This is a genomic window from Pigmentiphaga sp. H8, assembly GCF_003854895.1.
Classification (GTDB): domain Bacteria; phylum Pseudomonadota; class Gammaproteobacteria; order Burkholderiales; family Burkholderiaceae_B; genus Pigmentiphaga.
On record NZ_CP033966.1, the window covers coordinates 4,044,660 to 4,061,488 of the forward strand.

Consider the following 16,829-nt stretch of genomic DNA (forward strand, 5'->3'; position numbering starts at 1 on the left):
CCTGCCCCGCGCTTACCACGCCCGTCCTCCATTTCGACATGCCTACACACTCTGCCCAGCCCGATATCGTCCGGATGCGGCTTTTCGACCTGGACATCATCGCGGCGACCTTTCCCGAGGCCGTCGCGATCCTGACCGACGCCGTCGCCAGCCGGCGCGGGCCGGCGGGCATCGTGTCGACCCCCAACGTCGACCACGTGGTGCGCCTGGACAAGCAGCCCGATCTCCAGCCCATCTACCGCCAGGCCGAATACCTGTTCGCCGACGGCATGCCTATCGTCTGGGCCAGCCGCCTGCTGGGCCGTCCGCTGCCCGAGCGCGTGACGGGCTCGGACCTGTTCGTGGCGCTCTGCCAGCAGGCGGTCGCGCACGGCTGGAAGATCGCGATCCTGGGCGGCATGCCCGGCGACGGCCCCATGCTGGAAAGCCGCTTCGCCGCCACCTATCCCGGCATCGACGTCACCGTGATGACGCCGTCGATGCGGTTCGACCCGCTGGGCGACGAAGGGCGCGAAGCCGCGGACCGCATCCGCGCCCTGGCGCCCGACCTCGTCTTCGTCTGCCTGGGCATGCCCAAGCAGGAAACCTGGGCCGGCCGCTATGCCGCCACGCTGCCCCACGGGCTGGTGCTGTGCGTAGGAGCGGCCATGGAATTCGCCATCGGCCTGCAACGGCGCGCGCCGCGGCTGGTCCAGCGCGTGGGCATGGAGTGGCTCTGGCGCCTGCTCAGCAATCCCGGCAGGCTGTGGCGGCGCTATCTGAAGGAAGACCCCCGGTTCTTCGCCATCTGCTGGCGGGAATATCGCTCCAGCGTGCGCGGACGCTGACAGGAAACCCCATGGCCACCAGCCGCCTCCCCTCCCACCAGCGCATGTTCTACAGCATGGCCGCCATCGGAGCAGCCGTGATCGCGCTGCTCTGCCATGCCGCCACCAGCGTCTATTTCGGGCGCCAGCCCTCGAACGAGGACGGGGCGCTGCTGCTCGTCATCGCGCTGGCCACCGGCATCGCCTACTACCGTTTCGAACAGCTGCTCAGCACGCGGACCATGGCCTTCATGCTGTGGCGCGCCATCCTGACCTGGTCGCAGGTGGTCATGGTGACGCTGCTCGCCTTCATTCTGCTGCCCATCGAGCACCGCAATCTGGGCCGGGAAATCCTGCAGGCCTGGGCCTTCCTGACACCCGTGGCGCTGCTGCCGGGCCTGGCGCTGATGCGGCTCAGCGCGCAACACCTGTACGGCGCCAGCCAGTACGTCCGCCGGGCCATCTTCATCATGCCCGGCTTCCAGGCCCAGACCCTGGCCATCCGGCTGCGCCGCTCGCCGGCCATGGGCATCCTGGTGGACGGCTACTTCGACGACACCCCGCGGCAGGAGCCGCTGGACTCGCTGCCCTACCTGGGCGACCTGCCCCAGGCCGTCGAACACCTGAAGGAACAGAAATCCAACGTCGCCTTCATCAGCATGACGCTGATGAAGACCCCCTACGCCCAGCCCATCCTGAATCAGTTGGGCGATTCGACGTCGGCCATCTACCTGATCCCGGAATCGCCCGCGCTGGGCGATTTCGAGGTCAGCGTCAGCAACATGGCGGGCGTGCCCCTGCTGCGCCTGCACGACACCCAGATCCTGGGCATCGCGCGAGGCATCAAGCGCTGCATGGACCTGCTGTTCGCCGGCCTGATGCTGCTCGCGGCGGGCATCCCCATGCTGGTGATCGCGGCGCTGGTGCGGCTGAGCTCGCCCGGCGCTGTCCTGTTCCGCCAGACCCGCTATGGCCTGGACGGCGAGCCGATACAGGTCATGAAGTTCCGGTCCATGTACACGCACCAGCCGGACCCCGGCAAGATCCACCAGGCTACCCGGGGCGACCCACGCATCACGCCCGTGGGCCGGATCCTGCGCCGCACCTCGCTGGACGAACTGCCCCAGCTGTTCAACGTCTTCAACGGCAGCATGAGCCTGGTCGGCCCGCGCCCCCATGCCGCGGAACACAACGAGTTCTACCGGCAGCAGATACGCGGCTACATGCTGCGCCACACGGTCAAGCCGGGCATTACCGGCTGGGCTCAGGTCAACGGGCTGCGCGGCGAAACCGACACGCTGGACAAGATGATGAAGCGGGTGGAGTACGATCGCTACTACATCCAGCACTGGTCGCCCTGGCTGGACATCCGCATTCTTTTCATGACCTTGCGTCTGGTTGTCCACGACAGCAAGGCCTATTGACGACAGCCTTACATGCCCGACACGCCCGCCCCCCAGCGACTGATGGAAGTCGAGATCAAGCTCGCCTTCATGGAAGACCTGGTCGAGCAATTGAACGAACTGGTCTACCGGCAGCAGCAACAGATCGATGCGCTGGCGCGCGAGCTGGCCCGGGTCCGGGAACAGAGCACGCAGGGACCGGCCGCGCCGGCATCACTGCGCGACGAGATCCCTCCGCACTACTGAAACGGAAAAGCGCGCCTACGGCGCGCGGCGGTCCATCAGCGCCCAGGCGATGGTGCCGGCATCGACGTATTCCAGCTCGCTGCCGGCGGGCACCCCGCGCGCCAGCCGGGTCACGCCCAGGCCCTGCGCGCGCAGCAGCTCGGCCAGATAGTGGGCGGTGGTCTCGCCTTCGGTCGTGAAATTGGTGGCCAGGATGACTTCCCTGACCTGGCCGTCGGTGGCACGCTCGAGCAGGCGGTCGAAACCGATCTCGTGCGGCCCCACGCCCTCGAGCGGGGACAGCCGGCCCATCAGGACGAAATACAGCCCGTTGTAGCTGTGGCTGGCCTCGATCATGTTCTGGTCGGCCGGCGTCTCGACCACGCACAGCAGGCTGGCGTCGCGGCGCGGGCTGGCGCAGGTTTCGCAGATCTCGGACTCGGTGAAGGTATTGCAGCGCACGCAATGGCGCAGCCGGTCGACGGCGTCGCCCAGGGCCTGGCCCAGCATGCGGGCGCCGTGCGGGTCGTGCTGCAGCAGGTGATAGGCCATGCGCTGCGCCGACTTGGCGCCTACCCCCGGCAAGCGCTTGAGGGCATCGACCAGTACCGACAGCGGCGCCGGTCCGACGAATCGATCGCCTGCCATGACCGTCCCGCTCAGAAAGGCAGCTTCATGCCCGGAGGCAGGGGCAGGCCGGCGGTCAGCGCGGACATCTTCTCCTGGCTCGTGGCTTCGGCCTTGCGCAGCGCGTCGTTGAGCGCGGCCGCCACGAGATCCTCCAGCATGTCCTTGTCGTCGGCCAGCAGGCTGGGATCGATGGCGACGCGCTTGACGTCGTTGCGGCAGGACATGGTCACCTTGACCAGTCCGCCGCCGGAGACGCCTTCGACGAGCATGTCGGCCAGCGCTTCCTGCGCCTTCTTCATGTTTTCCTGCATCTGCTGCGCCTGGCGCATCAGGCCGGCAAGCTGTCCTTTCATCATGGCTGGGTTCCTTGTTGGGATTCGGAAGATACCGGGCGGATCGAATCGGGCACGATCTGGCCGCCGAAATTGTCGAGCAATTCACGTACGAAGGGGTCGGCCATGATCGCGCGCTCGGCCTCGGCCTGGCGCGCCTGGCGCTCGGACTCGGCCACCGCGAAGGCAGTGGCGTCGCCGGTCTGGCCGATCTCGAAGCGCAGCCGCACGGGCACGCCGAAATGCTGCTCGAGCACGACGCGTAGGCGCTCGACCCCCGCGCCTTCGGCCAGCCCGCGGGTCGCGACCTTCAGCACCACGGTGCCGCCTTCGACGCCCACCCACTCGCTTTGCTGCGCGAGCTGGGCGGCGATGCCCTTGATGGGCAGCCGCGCCGCCAGCACGGGCCAGGGCTCGTTCAATGCGATGGGACTGCCGCCCGCTCCGGCAGCGCCTTCGCCGCCACGGGGGGGCGCCGCCTGGACCACGGGTGGGGCCGGCACGGCGGGCGCTTCCCGTACCACGGGCGGCTTGGCGGCCTGGGCCGGCGGCCGGACGGCCGGCGCGGGACGAGCGGCCACCGGCATCGTGTCCGGGGGACCCGCGTCGTCGGGCTCGAACGACGGTGACGGCCCGTCCTGCAGCCCGGCTTCGATCTCCGAGTGCCAGGCAGGCGGCCCGTCTTCGTCGGCACCCGCCCCGTCCGGGGGCGAGGCCGGCGCCGGTGCCGGCGCGGTCCGCGCCGTGTTGCCGGCGGGCCGGGCGGGCGCCGATGCGGGCGCACGCTTGTTGCCGGCCATCGACATGTTGCGGGCGGCGGCCAGCGCTTCGGCCGCCGCCGACGCACGGGCCGGCGCGGCAGGCGCGGGCGCAGGCGCACGCGCGGCCGGCGGCACCGGGGCAGGAGCCGGAGCCGGCATCGACGCGGCCACCGCCGGCGCCGCCTTCAAGGCCGCGGATCGCGGGGCCGGCGCGGGGGCTTCCTGGGATACCCCCTGCGGTTCGGCGGTGAACGCCAGCATGCGCAGGCAGGCCATCACGAAACCGGCGTATTCGTCGGGCGCCAGCGCCAGTTCGGCGCGGCTGTGCACGGCAATCGAATAGAACAGCTGGATCTCGTCGGCGGAGAATTCCGTGGCCAGCCGCTGGATGTCCGCCGCCAGCGGATCCTCTTCGGACACCGCGCCCGGCACGCGCTGGGCCATGCCCATGCGCGACAGCATCACCGCCAGGTCGGCCAGCGCCCCGGCATACGACAGGCTGCGCGCCGCCAGCTCGTCGGCCACGCCCACCACGCCGGCGCCGTCGGCCGCCCGGATCGCGTCCAGCAGCCGCACCAGGTGGCGTTGGTCGATCGTGCCCAGCATGCCGCGCACGGCCTCTTCCGACAGGTTGCCGGCGCTGTAGGCGATGGCCTGGTCGGTCAGCGACAGCGCGTCCCGCATGGAGCCGCGCGCCGCCTGGCCGATCAGGCGCAGGGCCGGGATCTCGAACGGCAGTTGTTCATCCGCCAGCACATGCTCGAGGTGGCCGACGATGGACTCCGGCGGCATCTGCTTGAGGTTGAACTGCAGGCAGCGGCTCAGCACCGTGACCGGTATCTTCTGCGGATCGGTGGTGGCCAGGATGAACTTGACGTGGGGCGGCGGCTCTTCCAGCGTCTTGAGCATGGCGTTGAACGCATGCCCGGTCAGCATGTGCACTTCGTCGATCATGTAGACCTTGAAGCGGCCGGAAGTGGGCGAATAGACCGCCTGCTCGAGCAGTTGCGTCATCTCGTCCACGCCCCGGTTCGACGCGGCGTCGAGTTCGAGGTAGTCGACGAAGCGGCCGGCGTCGATCTCGGTGCACGCCCGGCACTGGCCGCACGGCGTGGCCGTGATGCCGGTCTCGCAATTGAGCGATTTCGCCAGGATGCGCGACAGCGTGGTCTTGCCCACTCCGCGCGTGCCGGTGAACAACCAGGCATGATGCAGGCGCTGCGTGGAAAGCGCGTGCGTCAACGCACGCACCACGTGTTCTTGTCCGACCAGCGTATCGAATGAACGCGGCCGCCATTTACGAGCCAGCACCAGATATGTCATAGGGGATATTGTACCCCCCTACGCCCTTCGGGCGCCCCCCAGGGGGCGGCACTGGCGGACCGGCAAAGCCGGATCCGCGGTGCCCTGGGTCTAGTGCGGTTTTCTTGGTTTGTGCCACTGTTGCTACCGCTGGCAGCCAGCGAAGCACGGGTGCCATAAACCAAGAAAACCGCACTAGACCCAGGATGCGGTGGATCCGGCTTTGCCGGTCCACCCGCATCGCCCCCCTGGGGGGGCGCGCGTAAGCGCGTAGGGGGGGTGCTATACTGGCATTGGCGGGCCCCTTCGCATGGCGGAGCGGTGAACCTGGTCAGGTCGGGAACGAAGCAGCCATAGCTGTAAACCGTCAGTGCCGAAGTCAGGCTCGCCACCCAATTCCCTTGCCGGGGCTATAAAAACCACACTAGCCGGGCCGGCACTTGGAAAAACCGCTTTATTGCGGTTACCATTGGTTCATCTCGGGCTCTACGCCGACCGATTCCGGCGCCTACCTGCCCCGCTCCCCTCGCGTTTCGCGCTTCCCACGCATCGCCCAGGGGTACTCCCGTCAGGATCCGCGCATATAAAAAAATTCCCCTCAGGGGTCTGGAATCCAAGCACACGCGCCCACATATATCTAACGAATCACATATCCGTTTACCGCGCACTGCACCACTCTTCCTGCGCTTTGCGCACACCTCCAGAAGGAAAACCATGAGCGACGCGATCAAGCACGTGAGCGACTCCAGCTTCGATGCCGACGTACTTCAAGCCAATGAGCCTGTCCTGGTCGATTACTGGGCAGAATGGTGCGGTCCCTGCAAGATGATCGCCCCCATCCTGGAAGAGGCTGCCACCCAGTACAAGGGCAAGCTGACGGTTGCCAAGCTGAACGTCGACGACAACAACGCCACGGCCGCCAAGTACGGCATCCGCGGCATTCCGACCCTGATGCTGTTCAAGAACGGCCAGGTCGTGGCCACCAAGGTCGGCGCGCTGTCCAAGTCGCAGCTCACCGCCTTCCTGGACAGTTCGCTGTAAACAGGTAGCAAGACACGGACCGGCCCAGAGCCGGTCCTTTCCGATCAACCTTTACCACGCCCTCTCCTTGCGCACCGGCGGCGCGCCCCGGCCTCGGGATCCAGCCCTCCGCCTCAAGAGCACCAGACTCTCCGCGCAAAATCCTCCCACGAGGACGTGTCACCACCAAGAACTCCCCCCGGAGCTTTATCCGAGATGCATCTCAATGAACTGAAGGCGCTGCACGTTTCGCAACTGCTGGAAATGGCCGCCACGCTCGAGATCGAGAATGCCAGCCGCCTGCGTAAGCAGGAGCTGATGTTTGCCATCATGAAGCGGCGCGCCAAGCAGGGCGAGCCGATCTTCGGCGATGGCGTGCTGGAAGTGCTGCCCGACGGTTTCGGCTTCCTGCGTTCGCCCGAAACGTCCTACCTCGCCAGCACCGACGACATCTACATTTCGCCTTCCCAGATCCGGCGCTTCAACCTGCATACCGGTGACTCCATCGAGGGCGAGGTCCGCACCCCCAAGGACGGCGAGCGCTACTTCGCCCTGGTGAAGGTGGACAAGGTCAACGGCCAGGCGCCCGAGAGCATGAAGCATCGCATCATGTTCGAGAACCTGACGCCGCTGCACCCGAACAAGCCGCTGCGCCTCGAACGCGACATCAAGAGCGAAGAAAACCTGACCGGCCGGATCATGGACATCTTCGCCCCCATCGGCAAGGGCCAGCGCGGCCTGCTGGTGGCAAGCCCGAAATCCGGCAAAACGGTGATGATGCAGCACATCGCGCATGCCATCACCGCCAACCACCCCGACGTCACGATGATCGTCCTGATGATCGACGAACGTCCGGAAGAAGTGACCGAAATGCAGCGCTCGGTGCGCGGCGAAGTGGTCGCCTCAACCTTCGACGAACCGGCCACCCGCCACGTGCAAGTGGCCGAGATGGTCATCGAGAAGGCCAAGCGCCTGGTCGAACTCAAGCACGACGTCGTCATCCTGCTCGACTCCATCACCCGCCTGGCCCGCGCCTACAACACCGTGGTGCCCGCCTCCGGCAAGGTCCTGACCGGCGGCGTCGACGCCAACGCCCTGCAGCGGCCCAAGCGCTTCTTCGGCGCGGCCCGCAACATCGAGGAAGGCGGCTCGCTCACCATCATCGGCACCGCCCTGATCGAAACGGGCAGCCGCATGGATGACGTGATCTACGAAGAATTCAAGGGCACCGGCAACAGCGAAGTCCACCTGGAGCGCCGCCTGGCCGAGAAGCGCGTCTACCCCGCCATCAACCTGAACAAGTCCGGCACGCGCCGCGAAGAGCTGCTGATCAAGCCGGACGTGCTGCAGAAGGTGTGGGTGCTGCGCAAGTTCATCTTCGACATGGACGAGATCCAGTCCATGGAATTTATCCTGGACAAGATGCGTTCGACGAAGAACAACGGCGAATTCTTCGACATGATGAAGAAATAGCCCCCCCCCTACGCGCTTACGCGCGCCCCCCCGGGGGGCGATGCGGGTGGACCGGCGGAGCCGGATCCACCGCATCCTGGCAACTACCGGGCTGGCGGGAAATGGTGTTCTTTCGTGCCGTTATCTTGTCTCGGTCGCTCTGCCAAGCGATGTCTTTGAAGCGCGAAATACGCCAAAAACATCGTGCCGATTGCACAAACCCGAGAATCCCGCGATAATTCAAGGCTTAGCTCTAGAAATTGGGCACGTTGTCGGACCGGCGCTCCGCCTAGCAAGTCACCACGGAAGCCGCCCTAAGGAAAAGCGCCCCCAAGGCGCGAACCTTCGTCCCGGCTGGCGACCCGCATACCCCCAAGGAAGACCATGAAAGAAGGCATCCACCCCGAATACCGCGACGTCGTGTTCCAGGATCTGCAGACCGGCAACAAGTTCGTTACCCGCTCGACCCTGAACTCGCGTGAAACCATCGAACTCGATGGCAAGACCTACCCCCTGTTCAAGTGCGACGTGACCTCCGAATCGCACCCCTTCTACACCGGCGCGCAAACCCGCATCGTCGAAACCGGCCGCGTCGAGAAGTTCCGCGCCCGTTTCGCCCGCACCACCGGCGCCGGCAAGACGTCCGCCTGACCGCACCGTCCGCGCCACGAAAAAGGCAGCCTGCGGGCTGCCTTTTTTCTGTGGTCGACCTTCCCGCCCGCCTGGCCGGGGCTCGCGGAAATCCGCCCCTTCGCTGCAATTGCTTGCAATCCGGCCTCGCATTCCGCCTTTTTTTGCGTGTCGCGGCCTGCCGGGACACTAGAATCCGTCTTGTCGCCTGTTAGGTAATCCCAGCGGTTCGATGCCCCACCGATTCCCGTCGCCCTTCCATACGTCCATCCTGCCGCCCACCCCCGCGCGGCTGACCGCGCTCGCGGCCACGAAACTCCCGCGCTGGGGCCTGCTGGCCCTGTGCCTGCTGTACATCGTGACCGGCCTGGTCATGCGCGAGCCCTGGAAGAGCGAGGACGTCATCGGCCTGGCGCAGATGTGGACCGCCTACGACGGCGGCTGGGCGCAATGGCTGGCGCCCGAGGCGGCCGGCGTGGCGGTGTCGCAGGAAGGACCGCTGGCGACATGGGTGGGCGCGCTGTGCATGGCCATTTTTTCGCCGCTGCTGGGCCATATCCTGGCAGGACGCATCCCCAACCTCATCTGGTTCGGCATCGCCAGTACCAGCCTCTGGTACGGCGCCTACCTGCTGGGCCGGCGGGCCGAGGCGCAGCCGCTGGCGCTGCCTTTCGGCGGCCAGCCGGAACCGCGCGACTACGGACGCATGCTGGCCGACGCCGCGCTGCTCCTGTTCCTGGCCACCCTGGGCATCCTGTGGCGGTCCCACGAAACGTCCGCCGAACCGGCCGCCCTCGCCTTCCACGCGCTCGCCTTCTATTCGCTCGCCCGCATGCTCGATCACCCGCGCTCCGGCGCCCTGACGCTGGGGCTGGCGCTGGGCGGCGCATTCCTGGCGCGCGGCTTTCCCGCCGTCATGCCGCAACTGCTGGCCGTCGCCGTCCTGGCCGGCACCTGCTCGGCGCTGCGGCCGGCGGCGCGCTGGATCGCGCTCCTGAGCCTGCCGCTCGGCCTGGCGCTGTCGCTGGCCTGGTGGCTCGCCACGGCCCAGCTCCACCCTTACTGGATGAGCGGCTGGTGGCACTGGAACGCCAGCGTGTTCGGCATCCTGACGCCGCGCGGGCTGTCCGACGTGTTGCGCAACATGCCCTGGTTCCTGTGGCCCACCGGACCGCTGGCGCTGCTGGCGCTGTGGCGATGGCGCGGCTACCTGCGCTCGCCCCACGTGCAGATTCCCGTGGCATTGATGCTGGCGGGCCTGGTCATGCTGTTCGCCACCCGCGAGCCGGTCGACGCCGAATACCTGGCGCTGGTCATTCCCTGCGCGATGCTGGCCGCGCTCGCGCTGCCCACGCTGCGGCGGGGCCTGATCAATGCCCTGGACTGGTTCGCCGTCATGGTGTTCTCGGCAACGGCCTGCGTGGTCTGGATGGGCTGGATCGCCATCATGACCGGCGTGCCGCCCAAGATCGCCCGCAACATCGCGCGCCAGACCCCGGGCTTCGACGCCGATTTCTCGCTGTTCGCCTTCACCGCCGCGGTCGCGGCCAGCGTGGCCTGGATCGCGCTGATCATCTGGCGCTTCCGCTCGCGCCCCACCGGCTTGTGGCGCGGAACGGTGCTGTCGGCGGGCGGCGTGGTCGCGTGCTGGCTGCTGATCATGACGCTGTGGCTGCCCTCGATCAACTATAACAAGAGCTACCGCGAAGTCTCGAACGGCATGGCCCACGCGCTGGCCGCCGAACAGGGCCGCACCGGCCGGCACGAGTGCGTGCGCAGCTCCGGCCTGGGGCTGTCCCAGCGCGCCGCGTTCGCGGTCTTCGACAACCTGCGCTTCGAACTGTCCGGCGACTGCCCGCTGGTCCTGCTGCAAGGCAACGCCAGCGTGCTGTTGAACGCGGTCCAGCGCGGCGAATACGCCGGCAGCCGCGTGCTGTGGGAAGGCACCCGCGCGGCGGAATTCCGCCGCGCCCCTCAGTTCCGCGAATACTTCATCCTGTTGCGCCCGGTCCCGGCCGGACGCCCCGCCCCGTGACCGATACCGGGCTCGCGCTCCCTTCCAGCTGGGGCGCGACCCTGCGCCGCATCCTCCAGCAGGGCTGGCCGGTCCTGGTCGGCCAGTGGGCCAGCATGGCCTTCGGCGTGCTCGACACCGCGATGACCGGCCATGCGTCGCCCGTGGCGCTGGCCGCCATGGCGCTGGCGGTATCCATCTACGTCACCGTGTTCATCGGCCTGACCGGCGTGCTGCACGCGCTGATCCCCATCGCCGCCCAGCACTTCGGCGGCCGCCGGCTGGCCGAGATCGGCCGCGCCTGGGGCCAGGCGGTCTGGCTGTCGCTGGGCCTGTCGGTGGTGGGCGGACTGGCGATGCTGTTTCCGGACACCTGGCTGGCGATGTCCGGCAATGTCGACCCGGCCGTGCGGGACCAGGTGCGCGGCTATCTGGCCATGCTGATCATTGCCCTGCCCGCCGCGCTGGTCTTTCGCACGGTCTACGCCCTGAACACCGCGGTGTCGCGGCCCAAGGTCGTGATGATGATCAACATCGCGGGCATAGGCTTCAAGGCATTGTTCAACTGGCTCTTCATCTACGGCAAATTCGGCCTGCCCGCGCTGGGTGCGGTGGGGGCGGGGCTGTCCACCGCGCTGGTGTTCTGGATCAGCGTGGGCCTGAGCGCCTTCATCCTGCGCCGCGACCCGTTCTACCGGCAGTTCGGCCTGCGCATCGGCCGTCCCGACAGGAAGACACTGGGAGAACTGCTGCGGCTGGGCCTGCCGATGGGCGGCTCCTACCTGATCGAGGTCACGTCCTTCACATTCATGGCGCTGCTGGTGGCCCGCGAGGGCATCTACGCCACCGGCGGGCACCAGATCATGGCGAACCTGGTCGCGCTGTGCTTCATGATGCCGCTGGCGCTGGGGATATCGACTGGCGCGCTCACCGCGCAGGCCATCGGCTCGGGAGATCCGCTGCGCGCGCGGCGTACGGGATCGGCCGGACTGATGATCAGCACCACGGGCGCGCTGCTGACGATCGCGGTCGTGATCCTGGCGCGCGGCCCCATCGTCCAGGCCTACACCAGCGATACCGAGGTCGGTGTCGTCGCGCTCGGCCTGCTGGGCATGCTGGCCTTCTTCCATCTGTTCGATTCATTGCAGTGCATGACCAGCTACCTGCTGCGCGCCTACAAGATGGCGGTCGGGCCCATGCTGATCCAGGCCGGCGCGCTGTGGGGCATCGGCCTGCTGGGAGGATGGTGGCTGGCATTCGGCCCGGGCGCCGGCGCGCTGGGCGGGATGGTCGCGGTGCTGATGCCCGGCGCGCCCACGGGCGCCGGGACCATGTGGCTGATGGCGACCTTCAGCATGGCGGTCTCGTCGCTCATGCTGCAGTTCTTCTACTGGCGGGTGGCCGCCCGGCGCCCGGCCGGCCCCACGCTGGCGCAGTCCCGCCCCCAGGCCTAGACGCGCAGGAAGTGCTCGCGGTAGTACTTGAGCTCGTCGATGGACTCGTAGATGTCGGCCAGCGCCTCGTGCCGGCTTTTCTTCTCGAACCCCTTGTAGATCTCGGGCTTCCAGCGGCGGCAGAGCTCTTTGAGCGTGCTGACGTCCAGGTTGCGGTAGTGGAAGAAGGCCTCGAGCCGGGGCATGTAGCGGACCATGAAGCGGCGGTCCTGGCCTATGGTGTTGCCGCACAGGGGCGACTTGCCGGCCGGCACGTACTGGCCCAGGAACTCCAGCAGGATGTCCTCGGCCTGGGCTTCGGCCAGCGAGGAAGCCTTCACTTTGTCGATCAGGCCGCTGCGGCCGTGGGTGGCCTTGTTCCAGTTGTCCATGCCATCGAGCAGTTCGTCGGACTGGTGCACGACCAGGACCGGCCCTTCGGCCACCACTTCGAGCTGGGCGTCGGTCACGACCACCGCGACTTCGATGATCCTTTCCTTTTCCGGATCCAGGCCCGTCATTTCCATGTCGAGCCAAACCAGGTGATTTTCGTTCAACGCCATATAATCGGTGCTCCGGAACTATGCATGATCGCGCGCGCGGCGCCATGACGGCGGCGCGGGCACAAATGTCAATTTTCTCACAGGCTGGCGCCTCCGCTTTCCGAACCCGCGTCGGGATCCATCGGGGCTTGCGCGTATGCCCCGACTACGAGCCGTCATCGTGTTTACCCTGCTGTTCGTCCTGATGCTGCTGGCCGGCGTCGCCACCCGGCTGTGGCTGTCCACCCGCCAGACCCGCCACGTCGCGCTGCATCGCGATCGCGTCCCCGCCGAATTCGCCGACCGCATCGGGGAAACCAGCCACAGGCGGGCGGCCGACTACACCATCGCCCGCATCCGTTTCGACATCGTCGCGCTGCTGTTCGATACGGCGGTGCTGATCGGCCTGACGCTGCTGGGCGGACTCCAGGCCCTGAACGAGCTGGCCGCCTCGCTGGCCTCGTCCGACTTCGTCCGCCAGTTGCTGCTGGTCGCGATGGCCGCCGCCCTGCTCTCGCTGCTGGATCTTCCCTTCACCCTGTGGCGCCAGTTCGTGCTGGAGGCCCGGTTCGGGTTCAACCGGATGACCTTGCGGCTGTTCGCTGCCGATACCGTGAAGGGTCTCGCGCTGGCCGTGGTGTTCGGGCTGCCGCTGCTGTCGGCCCTGCTGTGGCTCATGGCCGGTGCCGGTACCTACTGGTGGCTGTGGGGCTGGGGCCTGTGGATCGTCTTCAACCTTTCGGTCATGCTGCTGTTTCCCACCGTCATCGCGCCGCTGTTCAACAAGTTCACGCCGCTGGCCGACCAGGCGCTGGCCGAGCGCATCCAGGCGCTGGCGCGCCGCACCGGCTTTGCGCTGAACGGACTCTTCGTCATGGACGGCTCCAAGCGGTCGGCGCACGGCAACGCCTATTTCACCGGCTTCGGCAAGAGCAAGCGCATCGTCTTCTTCGACACCCTGCTGGCCCGCCTGGCCCCCGAGGAAATCGAGGCCGTGCTGGCGCACGAGCTCGGCCATTTCAAGCACCGGCACATCCTCAAGCGCCTGATGTTCAGCTTCGGCGTGTCGCTGGTGTTCTTCGCCCTGCTGGGCTGGCTGTCCCGGCAGGTGTGGTTCTACACCGGTCTCGGCACCGCACCCCTGCTGGGCGGGCATAACGACGGCCTGGCCTTGATCCTGTTCTTCCTTGTCGCGCCGGTCTTCACCTTCGCCTTCATTCCGCTCGCGAGCTGGTACTCGCGCAAGCACGAATTCGAGGCGGATCGCTTCGCCAGCGAACAGACCGATCCCGCGAACCTGGTCTCGGCGCTGGTCAAGCTCTACGACGACAACGCCGCCACCCTTACCCCCGACCCCGTGCATTCGGCCTTCTACGATTCGCACCCGCCCGCCGGCATACGCATAGGCCGGCTGCGGACCGCCGCGCCGCATGCCGCCCCACTCGACCGCCTCCAGGAACCGGCATGAACCGCGTATTGAGTATCGAACAGCTGCGCTCGGGCCGCTGCGTGCCCATGAAGAACCGGGCGCCGATGAGCTCGGCGCACATCGACGAGCAGATCCATGTGCTGCCCATCTGGGCGCGGCGCGGCGAGGTCCTGGAACGCGACTACGAATTCGCCGACTATGCCGGGGCCATCGCCTTCGTGAACGCCGTCGCCGAGGTCGCCGGCCAGGAGAACCACCACCCCGAGATGCTGGTCGCGCACAGGCGCGTACGCGTGCACTACACCACGCACGAGATAGGCGGCATTTCCATCAACGACTTCATCTGTGCGGCCAAGATAGACGCGCGCTACGAATCATGAAGCCGCCACGGCGCGCTTCGGGTGCCGGCCTGCAGGGCCGCGTCGTGGCCGCCTTCGGCCGCCACTTCACGGTCGAATGCGACGACGGCTCGACCCGCCAATGCTACCCGCGCGGCAAGAAAGGCACCGCCGCCGTGGGCGACCGGGTCGAGGTGGCGCCCGAGGGGCCGGCCGAAGGCGCCATCCAGTCGGTCCTGCCGCGCCGCAACCTGCTCTATCGCTCGGACGAAATGCGGACCAAGCAATTCGCCGCCAACGTCGACCAGTTGCTGATCGTCGTGGCGACCGAACCCGATTTCTCCGACGAACTGGTGGGCCGAGCCCTGGTGGGTGCCTTCAACGCCGATATCGCCCCCATCGTCATCCTGAACAAGGTCGACCGCACGGCCGGCCTGGAAGTCGCACGCCGCAAGCTGGCGCCGATCCAGGCCCTCGGGGTGCCGGTACTGGAACTCAGCGCCCGCGACACCGCCGCCACGCAGGCCGCGCTGGCGCCCCGGCTAGCCGGCCAGGCCAGCCTGCTGCTGGGCCAGAGCGGCATGGGCAAGTCCACGCTGCTCAACGCCCTGGTTCCGGATGCCCTGGCCGCCACCCAGGAACACTCGCAGGCACTGGGCGCCGGCAAGCACACCACCACCAGCACGCGCCTGTACCACCTGCCCGCCACGCTTGCCGCCGGAGCCGACCTGATCGATTCGCCGGGGTTCCAGGCCTTCGGCCTGCAGCACCTGGACGGCGCGCAGATCGTGAAGGGCTTCCCCGAGTTCTCGCCCTACCTGGGCCACTGCCGCTTCTACAACTGCACCCACATCCACGAACCGGGATGCGCCGTACTGGAAGCCCTGGAGGCCGGCCGGATCGCGCCCCAGCGCCATGCGCTCTACGGCCGGCTGCTGGAGGAACTGCAGCTCGGCCAACGCTATTGAGCCTTCAGAACCGGAAGGAATATCCGATCGGCAAAACAATCGTTTGGCGTTATGGTGATCGGCGGTACGCTCGGGGAAATCTTCCGTGCGTCCCCTTCAGGAGCTTTCCGTGGCCTATGCGGCAGTCCGGACACTGATAGAAAAACTCTCCAGCCAGCCCGACCTGCATGCGTCGCTGCGCCTGGCGCCCGACGGCACCGTTTTGGGCAGGTTCTACGAATTCGAGCTGGCCAGCGGCTTCCAGCCGGTGGTCAGGATCGATACGCGGACGGTGGCCGGCTATGACGCCTATGCCCGTTCACACGCGACCGACGGCGACGTCATCAGCCCCTGGGGCCTGTTTTCGCGCGCGGCCGACGATGCCACGCTGGTGCGGCTGGACCGGCTGTGCCGCCTGGTCCATACGCTGAATTATTTCTCCAAGGCCGACGCCACCCATCCCCTGTACTTGCGCGTCCACGGCCGGCTGCTGGCCGCCATCACGCATGACCACGGGCAGGCGTTCCGCCGCATGGTCGAGGCACTGGGCGTCCCGCCTGCGCGCATCGTGCTGCAATTGCCTGGCGAGGCCGCGCAGGACGTGCTGCTGGCCGGCATGATCCTGGGCAACTACAAGAAGGCGGGTTTCCTGTCGGGCGTACACGCCAACAACGTGGGCGAGGCGCAATCGCTGCTGCACCTGCATGCGCCGGAAGTCATCAAGCTGGACCTGCGCACCGTGGCTGACCCCGAGCACGAACTGCCGCCGTTGCTGGAGGCGGCGGCCGGACTTTCGTGCCAGGTGGTGTTCAAGCGCGTCGAGGACGAGGCCAGCCTGGCCCGCCTCGCAGCGCTGGGCGCGCAATACGCGCAGGGCTATCTGTTCGGCGCGCCATCGGCTTCGCTGGCGCAGCCATCCCCGCGAGCGGGAGCGGGCCACGAGCCGCCCTCCGCCCAAGGTCCAGCCTAGCCGCGCGCGAGCAAATCGGACATGTCGTCCGCGTGCTCTTCCTCGACCGCCAGGATTTCCTCCAGCATGCGGCGCGTGGTCGGGTCCTTGTCCCCCAGGTAGCGGACCATGGCCCGGTAGCTGTCGATGGCGATGCGCTCGGCCACCAGGTTCTCCTTGATCATGCCTTCGAGCGTACCGGCTTCGACGTACTGGGAATGGCTGCGCCGGGACAGGCTGTCGGGCGCGAAATCCGGCTCGCCCCCCAGTTGCACGATGCGCTGGGCGATCTGGTCCGCATGCTGCTGTTCCTGGGTGGCATGCTCGGCGAACTCGGCCGCGACCGGATCGGCATGGATGCCGCGCGCCATGAAATAGTGGCGCTTGTAGCGCAGCACACAGACCAGCTCCGTGGCCAGGGCCTCGTTCAGCATCTCGAGCACGACGCCGCGATCGGCGCCGTAATCCTGGGTCACCGCGCCCTCGTCCAGGTGCTTGCGCGCCCGGGCGCGGATGGCCTCCACATCGACGGAAAACTTCTCGGCACTGGGGGCTTGCGGCTTGACGGCCTGCTCCATATCGCTCTCCTTTCTCGAGTGAAACCTCCACTCAGGAT

17 protein-coding genes and 1 other RNA gene are annotated in these 16,829 nt (G+C 67.3%); 13 read left to right on the forward strand and 5 right to left on the reverse strand.

Translation table 11 applies throughout. The features are described from left to right. The first annotated feature begins 38 nt into the window (after positions 1 to 38). Genes EGT29_RS19100 through EGT29_RS19110 form a run of 3 tightly spaced genes read left to right on the forward strand, consistent with a single transcriptional unit; the run spans position 39 to position 2,455 of the window. Positions 39 to 827 carry a WecB/TagA/CpsF family glycosyltransferase gene (locus EGT29_RS19100; RefSeq protein ID WP_124690459.1) on the forward strand — a complete coding sequence of 263 codons (789 nt, stop codon included), beginning with the start codon at positions 39 to 41 and terminating at the stop codon, positions 825 to 827. Positions 828 to 838: 11 nt separating this feature from the next. Continuing rightward, a complete protein-coding gene (locus tag EGT29_RS19105; protein WP_124690460.1) occupies positions 839 to 2,230 on the forward strand; it encodes an undecaprenyl-phosphate glucose phosphotransferase in 1,392 nt (463 codons plus the stop codon). Between the two features lie 12 nt (positions 2,231 to 2,242). Beyond that, positions 2,243 to 2,455, forward strand: a complete 213-nt coding sequence (locus tag EGT29_RS19110) for a SlyX family protein (RefSeq protein ID WP_124690461.1) — start codon at positions 2,243 to 2,245, stop codon at positions 2,453 to 2,455. A 15-nt stretch (positions 2,456 to 2,470) separates the two neighbouring features. Here the strand turns inward: EGT29_RS19110 and recR are convergent, their stop codons facing one another. From recR to EGT29_RS19125, 3 genes are read right to left on the reverse strand one after another with little or no spacing between them, the layout of a single operon-like run. After that, positions 2,471 to 3,082: a recombination mediator RecR gene (gene recR / locus EGT29_RS19115; RefSeq protein WP_124690462.1), complete on the reverse strand. Its 612-nt coding sequence runs from the start codon at positions 3,080 to 3,082 to the stop codon at positions 2,471 to 2,473. Positions 3,083 to 3,093: 11 nt separating this feature from the next. Then, positions 3,094 to 3,420: a YbaB/EbfC family nucleoid-associated protein gene (locus EGT29_RS19120; RefSeq protein WP_124690463.1), complete on the reverse strand. Its 327-nt coding sequence runs from the start codon at positions 3,418 to 3,420 to the stop codon at positions 3,094 to 3,096. Beyond that, the gene (locus EGT29_RS19125) at positions 3,417 to 5,480 is read right to left on the reverse strand and encodes a DNA polymerase III subunit gamma/tau (RefSeq protein ID WP_124690464.1); all 2,064 of its coding nucleotides are present in this window, start codon (positions 5,478 to 5,480) and stop codon (positions 3,417 to 3,419) included. Before EGT29_RS19125 ends, EGT29_RS19120 begins: the two co-directional genes overlap by 4 nt. A 274-nt stretch (positions 5,481 to 5,754) precedes the next feature. Here EGT29_RS19125 and ffs point away from each other — a divergent pair. The 6 genes from ffs to EGT29_RS19155 all read left to right on the forward strand — a co-directional run bounded on the left by ffs (position 5,755) and on the right by EGT29_RS19155 (position 12,029). Next, positions 5,755 to 5,852: signal recognition particle sRNA small type (gene ffs, locus EGT29_RS19130), an RNA gene on the forward strand. A 321-nt stretch (positions 5,853 to 6,173) separates the two neighbouring features. Next, positions 6,174 to 6,500, forward strand: coding sequence for a thioredoxin TrxA (gene trxA, locus EGT29_RS19135; RefSeq protein ID WP_124690465.1), 327 nt, complete (start codon positions 6,174 to 6,176; stop codon positions 6,498 to 6,500). A 195-nt stretch (positions 6,501 to 6,695) separates the two neighbouring features. Continuing rightward, positions 6,696 to 7,952 carry a transcription termination factor Rho gene (gene rho, locus EGT29_RS19140; protein WP_124690466.1) on the forward strand — a complete coding sequence of 419 codons (1,257 nt, stop codon included), beginning with the start codon at positions 6,696 to 6,698 and terminating at the stop codon, positions 7,950 to 7,952. Positions 7,953 to 8,315: 363 nt separating this feature from the next. Beyond that, entirely contained in the window at positions 8,316 to 8,582 is a 267-nt protein-coding gene (locus tag EGT29_RS19145; protein WP_124690467.1) for a type B 50S ribosomal protein L31, read from the forward strand. 211 nt (positions 8,583 to 8,793) lie between these two features. Continuing rightward, positions 8,794 to 10,596 carry a glycosyltransferase family 39 protein gene (locus EGT29_RS19150; protein WP_124690468.1) on the forward strand — a complete coding sequence of 601 codons (1,803 nt, stop codon included), beginning with the start codon at positions 8,794 to 8,796 and terminating at the stop codon, positions 10,594 to 10,596. Beyond that, positions 10,593 to 12,029 carry an MATE family efflux transporter gene (locus EGT29_RS19155; protein WP_238160104.1) on the forward strand — a complete coding sequence of 479 codons (1,437 nt, stop codon included), beginning with the start codon at positions 10,593 to 10,595 and terminating at the stop codon, positions 12,027 to 12,029. Before EGT29_RS19150 ends, EGT29_RS19155 begins: the two co-directional genes overlap by 4 nt. Here the strand turns inward: EGT29_RS19155 and orn are convergent. Further along, positions 12,026 to 12,571, reverse strand: a complete 546-nt coding sequence (orn, locus tag EGT29_RS19160) for an oligoribonuclease (protein WP_124690469.1) — start codon at positions 12,569 to 12,571, stop codon at positions 12,026 to 12,028. The two genes, EGT29_RS19155 and orn, sit on opposite strands and share 4 nt — an antisense overlap. 136 nt (positions 12,572 to 12,707) lie before the next feature. Between orn and EGT29_RS19165 the strand changes: the two genes are divergently transcribed. The 4 genes from EGT29_RS19165 (at position 12,708) to EGT29_RS19180 (ending at position 16,234) form a co-directional block, all read left to right on the forward strand. Beyond that, a complete protein-coding gene (locus EGT29_RS19165) occupies positions 12,708 to 14,018 on the forward strand; it encodes a M48 family metallopeptidase (protein ID WP_124690470.1) in 1,311 nt (436 codons plus the stop codon). Continuing rightward, on the forward strand, positions 14,015 to 14,359 hold the full coding sequence (locus tag EGT29_RS19170) for a 4a-hydroxytetrahydrobiopterin dehydratase (RefSeq protein ID WP_124690471.1): 345 nt from the start codon (positions 14,015 to 14,017) through the stop codon (positions 14,357 to 14,359). Before EGT29_RS19165 ends, EGT29_RS19170 begins: the two co-directional genes overlap by 4 nt. Further along, positions 14,356 to 15,285, forward strand: a complete 930-nt coding sequence (gene rsgA, locus EGT29_RS19175) for a ribosome small subunit-dependent GTPase A (RefSeq protein ID WP_124690472.1) — start codon at positions 14,356 to 14,358, stop codon at positions 15,283 to 15,285. Before EGT29_RS19170 ends, rsgA begins: the two co-directional genes overlap by 4 nt. Positions 15,286 to 15,394: 109 nt before the next feature. Beyond that, positions 15,395 to 16,234 carry an EAL domain-containing protein gene (locus EGT29_RS19180; protein WP_161567878.1) on the forward strand — a complete coding sequence of 280 codons (840 nt, stop codon included), beginning with the start codon at positions 15,395 to 15,397 and terminating at the stop codon, positions 16,232 to 16,234. On the opposite strand, the gene EGT29_RS19185 is transcribed toward EGT29_RS19180, so the two are convergent. Further along, entirely contained in the window at positions 16,231 to 16,791 is a 561-nt protein-coding gene (locus tag EGT29_RS19185; protein ID WP_124690474.1) for a bacterioferritin, read from the reverse strand. The two genes, EGT29_RS19180 and EGT29_RS19185, sit on opposite strands and share 4 nt — an antisense overlap. Positions 16,792 to 16,829 lie beyond the last annotated feature (38 nt).

Coding starts and splice junctions, on each gene's coding strand:
- EGT29_RS19170 (WP_124690471.1), top strand. CDS start 14,015: ATGAACCGCGTATTGAGTATCGAACAGCTGCGCTCGGGCCGCTGCGTG.
- EGT29_RS19100 (WP_124690459.1), top strand. CDS start 39: ATGCCTACACACTCTGCCCAGCCCGATATCGTCCGGATGCGGCTTTTC.
- EGT29_RS19165 (WP_124690470.1), top strand. CDS start 12,708: ATGCCCCGACTACGAGCCGTCATCGTGTTTACCCTGCTGTTCGTCCTG.
- trxA (WP_124690465.1), top strand. CDS start 6,174: ATGAGCGACGCGATCAAGCACGTGAGCGACTCCAGCTTCGATGCCGAC.
- EGT29_RS19145 (WP_124690467.1), top strand. CDS start 8,316: ATGAAAGAAGGCATCCACCCCGAATACCGCGACGTCGTGTTCCAGGAT.
- EGT29_RS19150 (WP_124690468.1), top strand. CDS start 8,794: ATGCCCCACCGATTCCCGTCGCCCTTCCATACGTCCATCCTGCCGCCC.
- EGT29_RS19125 (WP_124690464.1), bottom strand. CDS start 5,480: ATGACATATCTGGTGCTGGCTCGTAAATGGCGGCCGCGTTCATTCGAT.
- EGT29_RS19110 (WP_124690461.1), top strand. CDS start 2,243: ATGCCCGACACGCCCGCCCCCCAGCGACTGATGGAAGTCGAGATCAAG.
- EGT29_RS19120 (WP_124690463.1), bottom strand. CDS start 3,420: ATGATGAAAGGACAGCTTGCCGGCCTGATGCGCCAGGCGCAGCAGATG.
- EGT29_RS19185 (WP_124690474.1), bottom strand. CDS start 16,791: ATGGAGCAGGCCGTCAAGCCGCAAGCCCCCAGTGCCGAGAAGTTTTCC.
- rsgA (WP_124690472.1), top strand. CDS start 14,356: ATGAAGCCGCCACGGCGCGCTTCGGGTGCCGGCCTGCAGGGCCGCGTC.
- EGT29_RS19105 (WP_124690460.1), top strand. CDS start 839: ATGGCCACCAGCCGCCTCCCCTCCCACCAGCGCATGTTCTACAGCATG.
- rho (WP_124690466.1), top strand. CDS start 6,696: ATGCATCTCAATGAACTGAAGGCGCTGCACGTTTCGCAACTGCTGGAA.
- orn (WP_124690469.1), bottom strand. CDS start 12,571: ATGGCGTTGAACGAAAATCACCTGGTTTGGCTCGACATGGAAATGACG.
- recR (WP_124690462.1), bottom strand. CDS start 3,082: ATGGCAGGCGATCGATTCGTCGGACCGGCGCCGCTGTCGGTACTGGTC.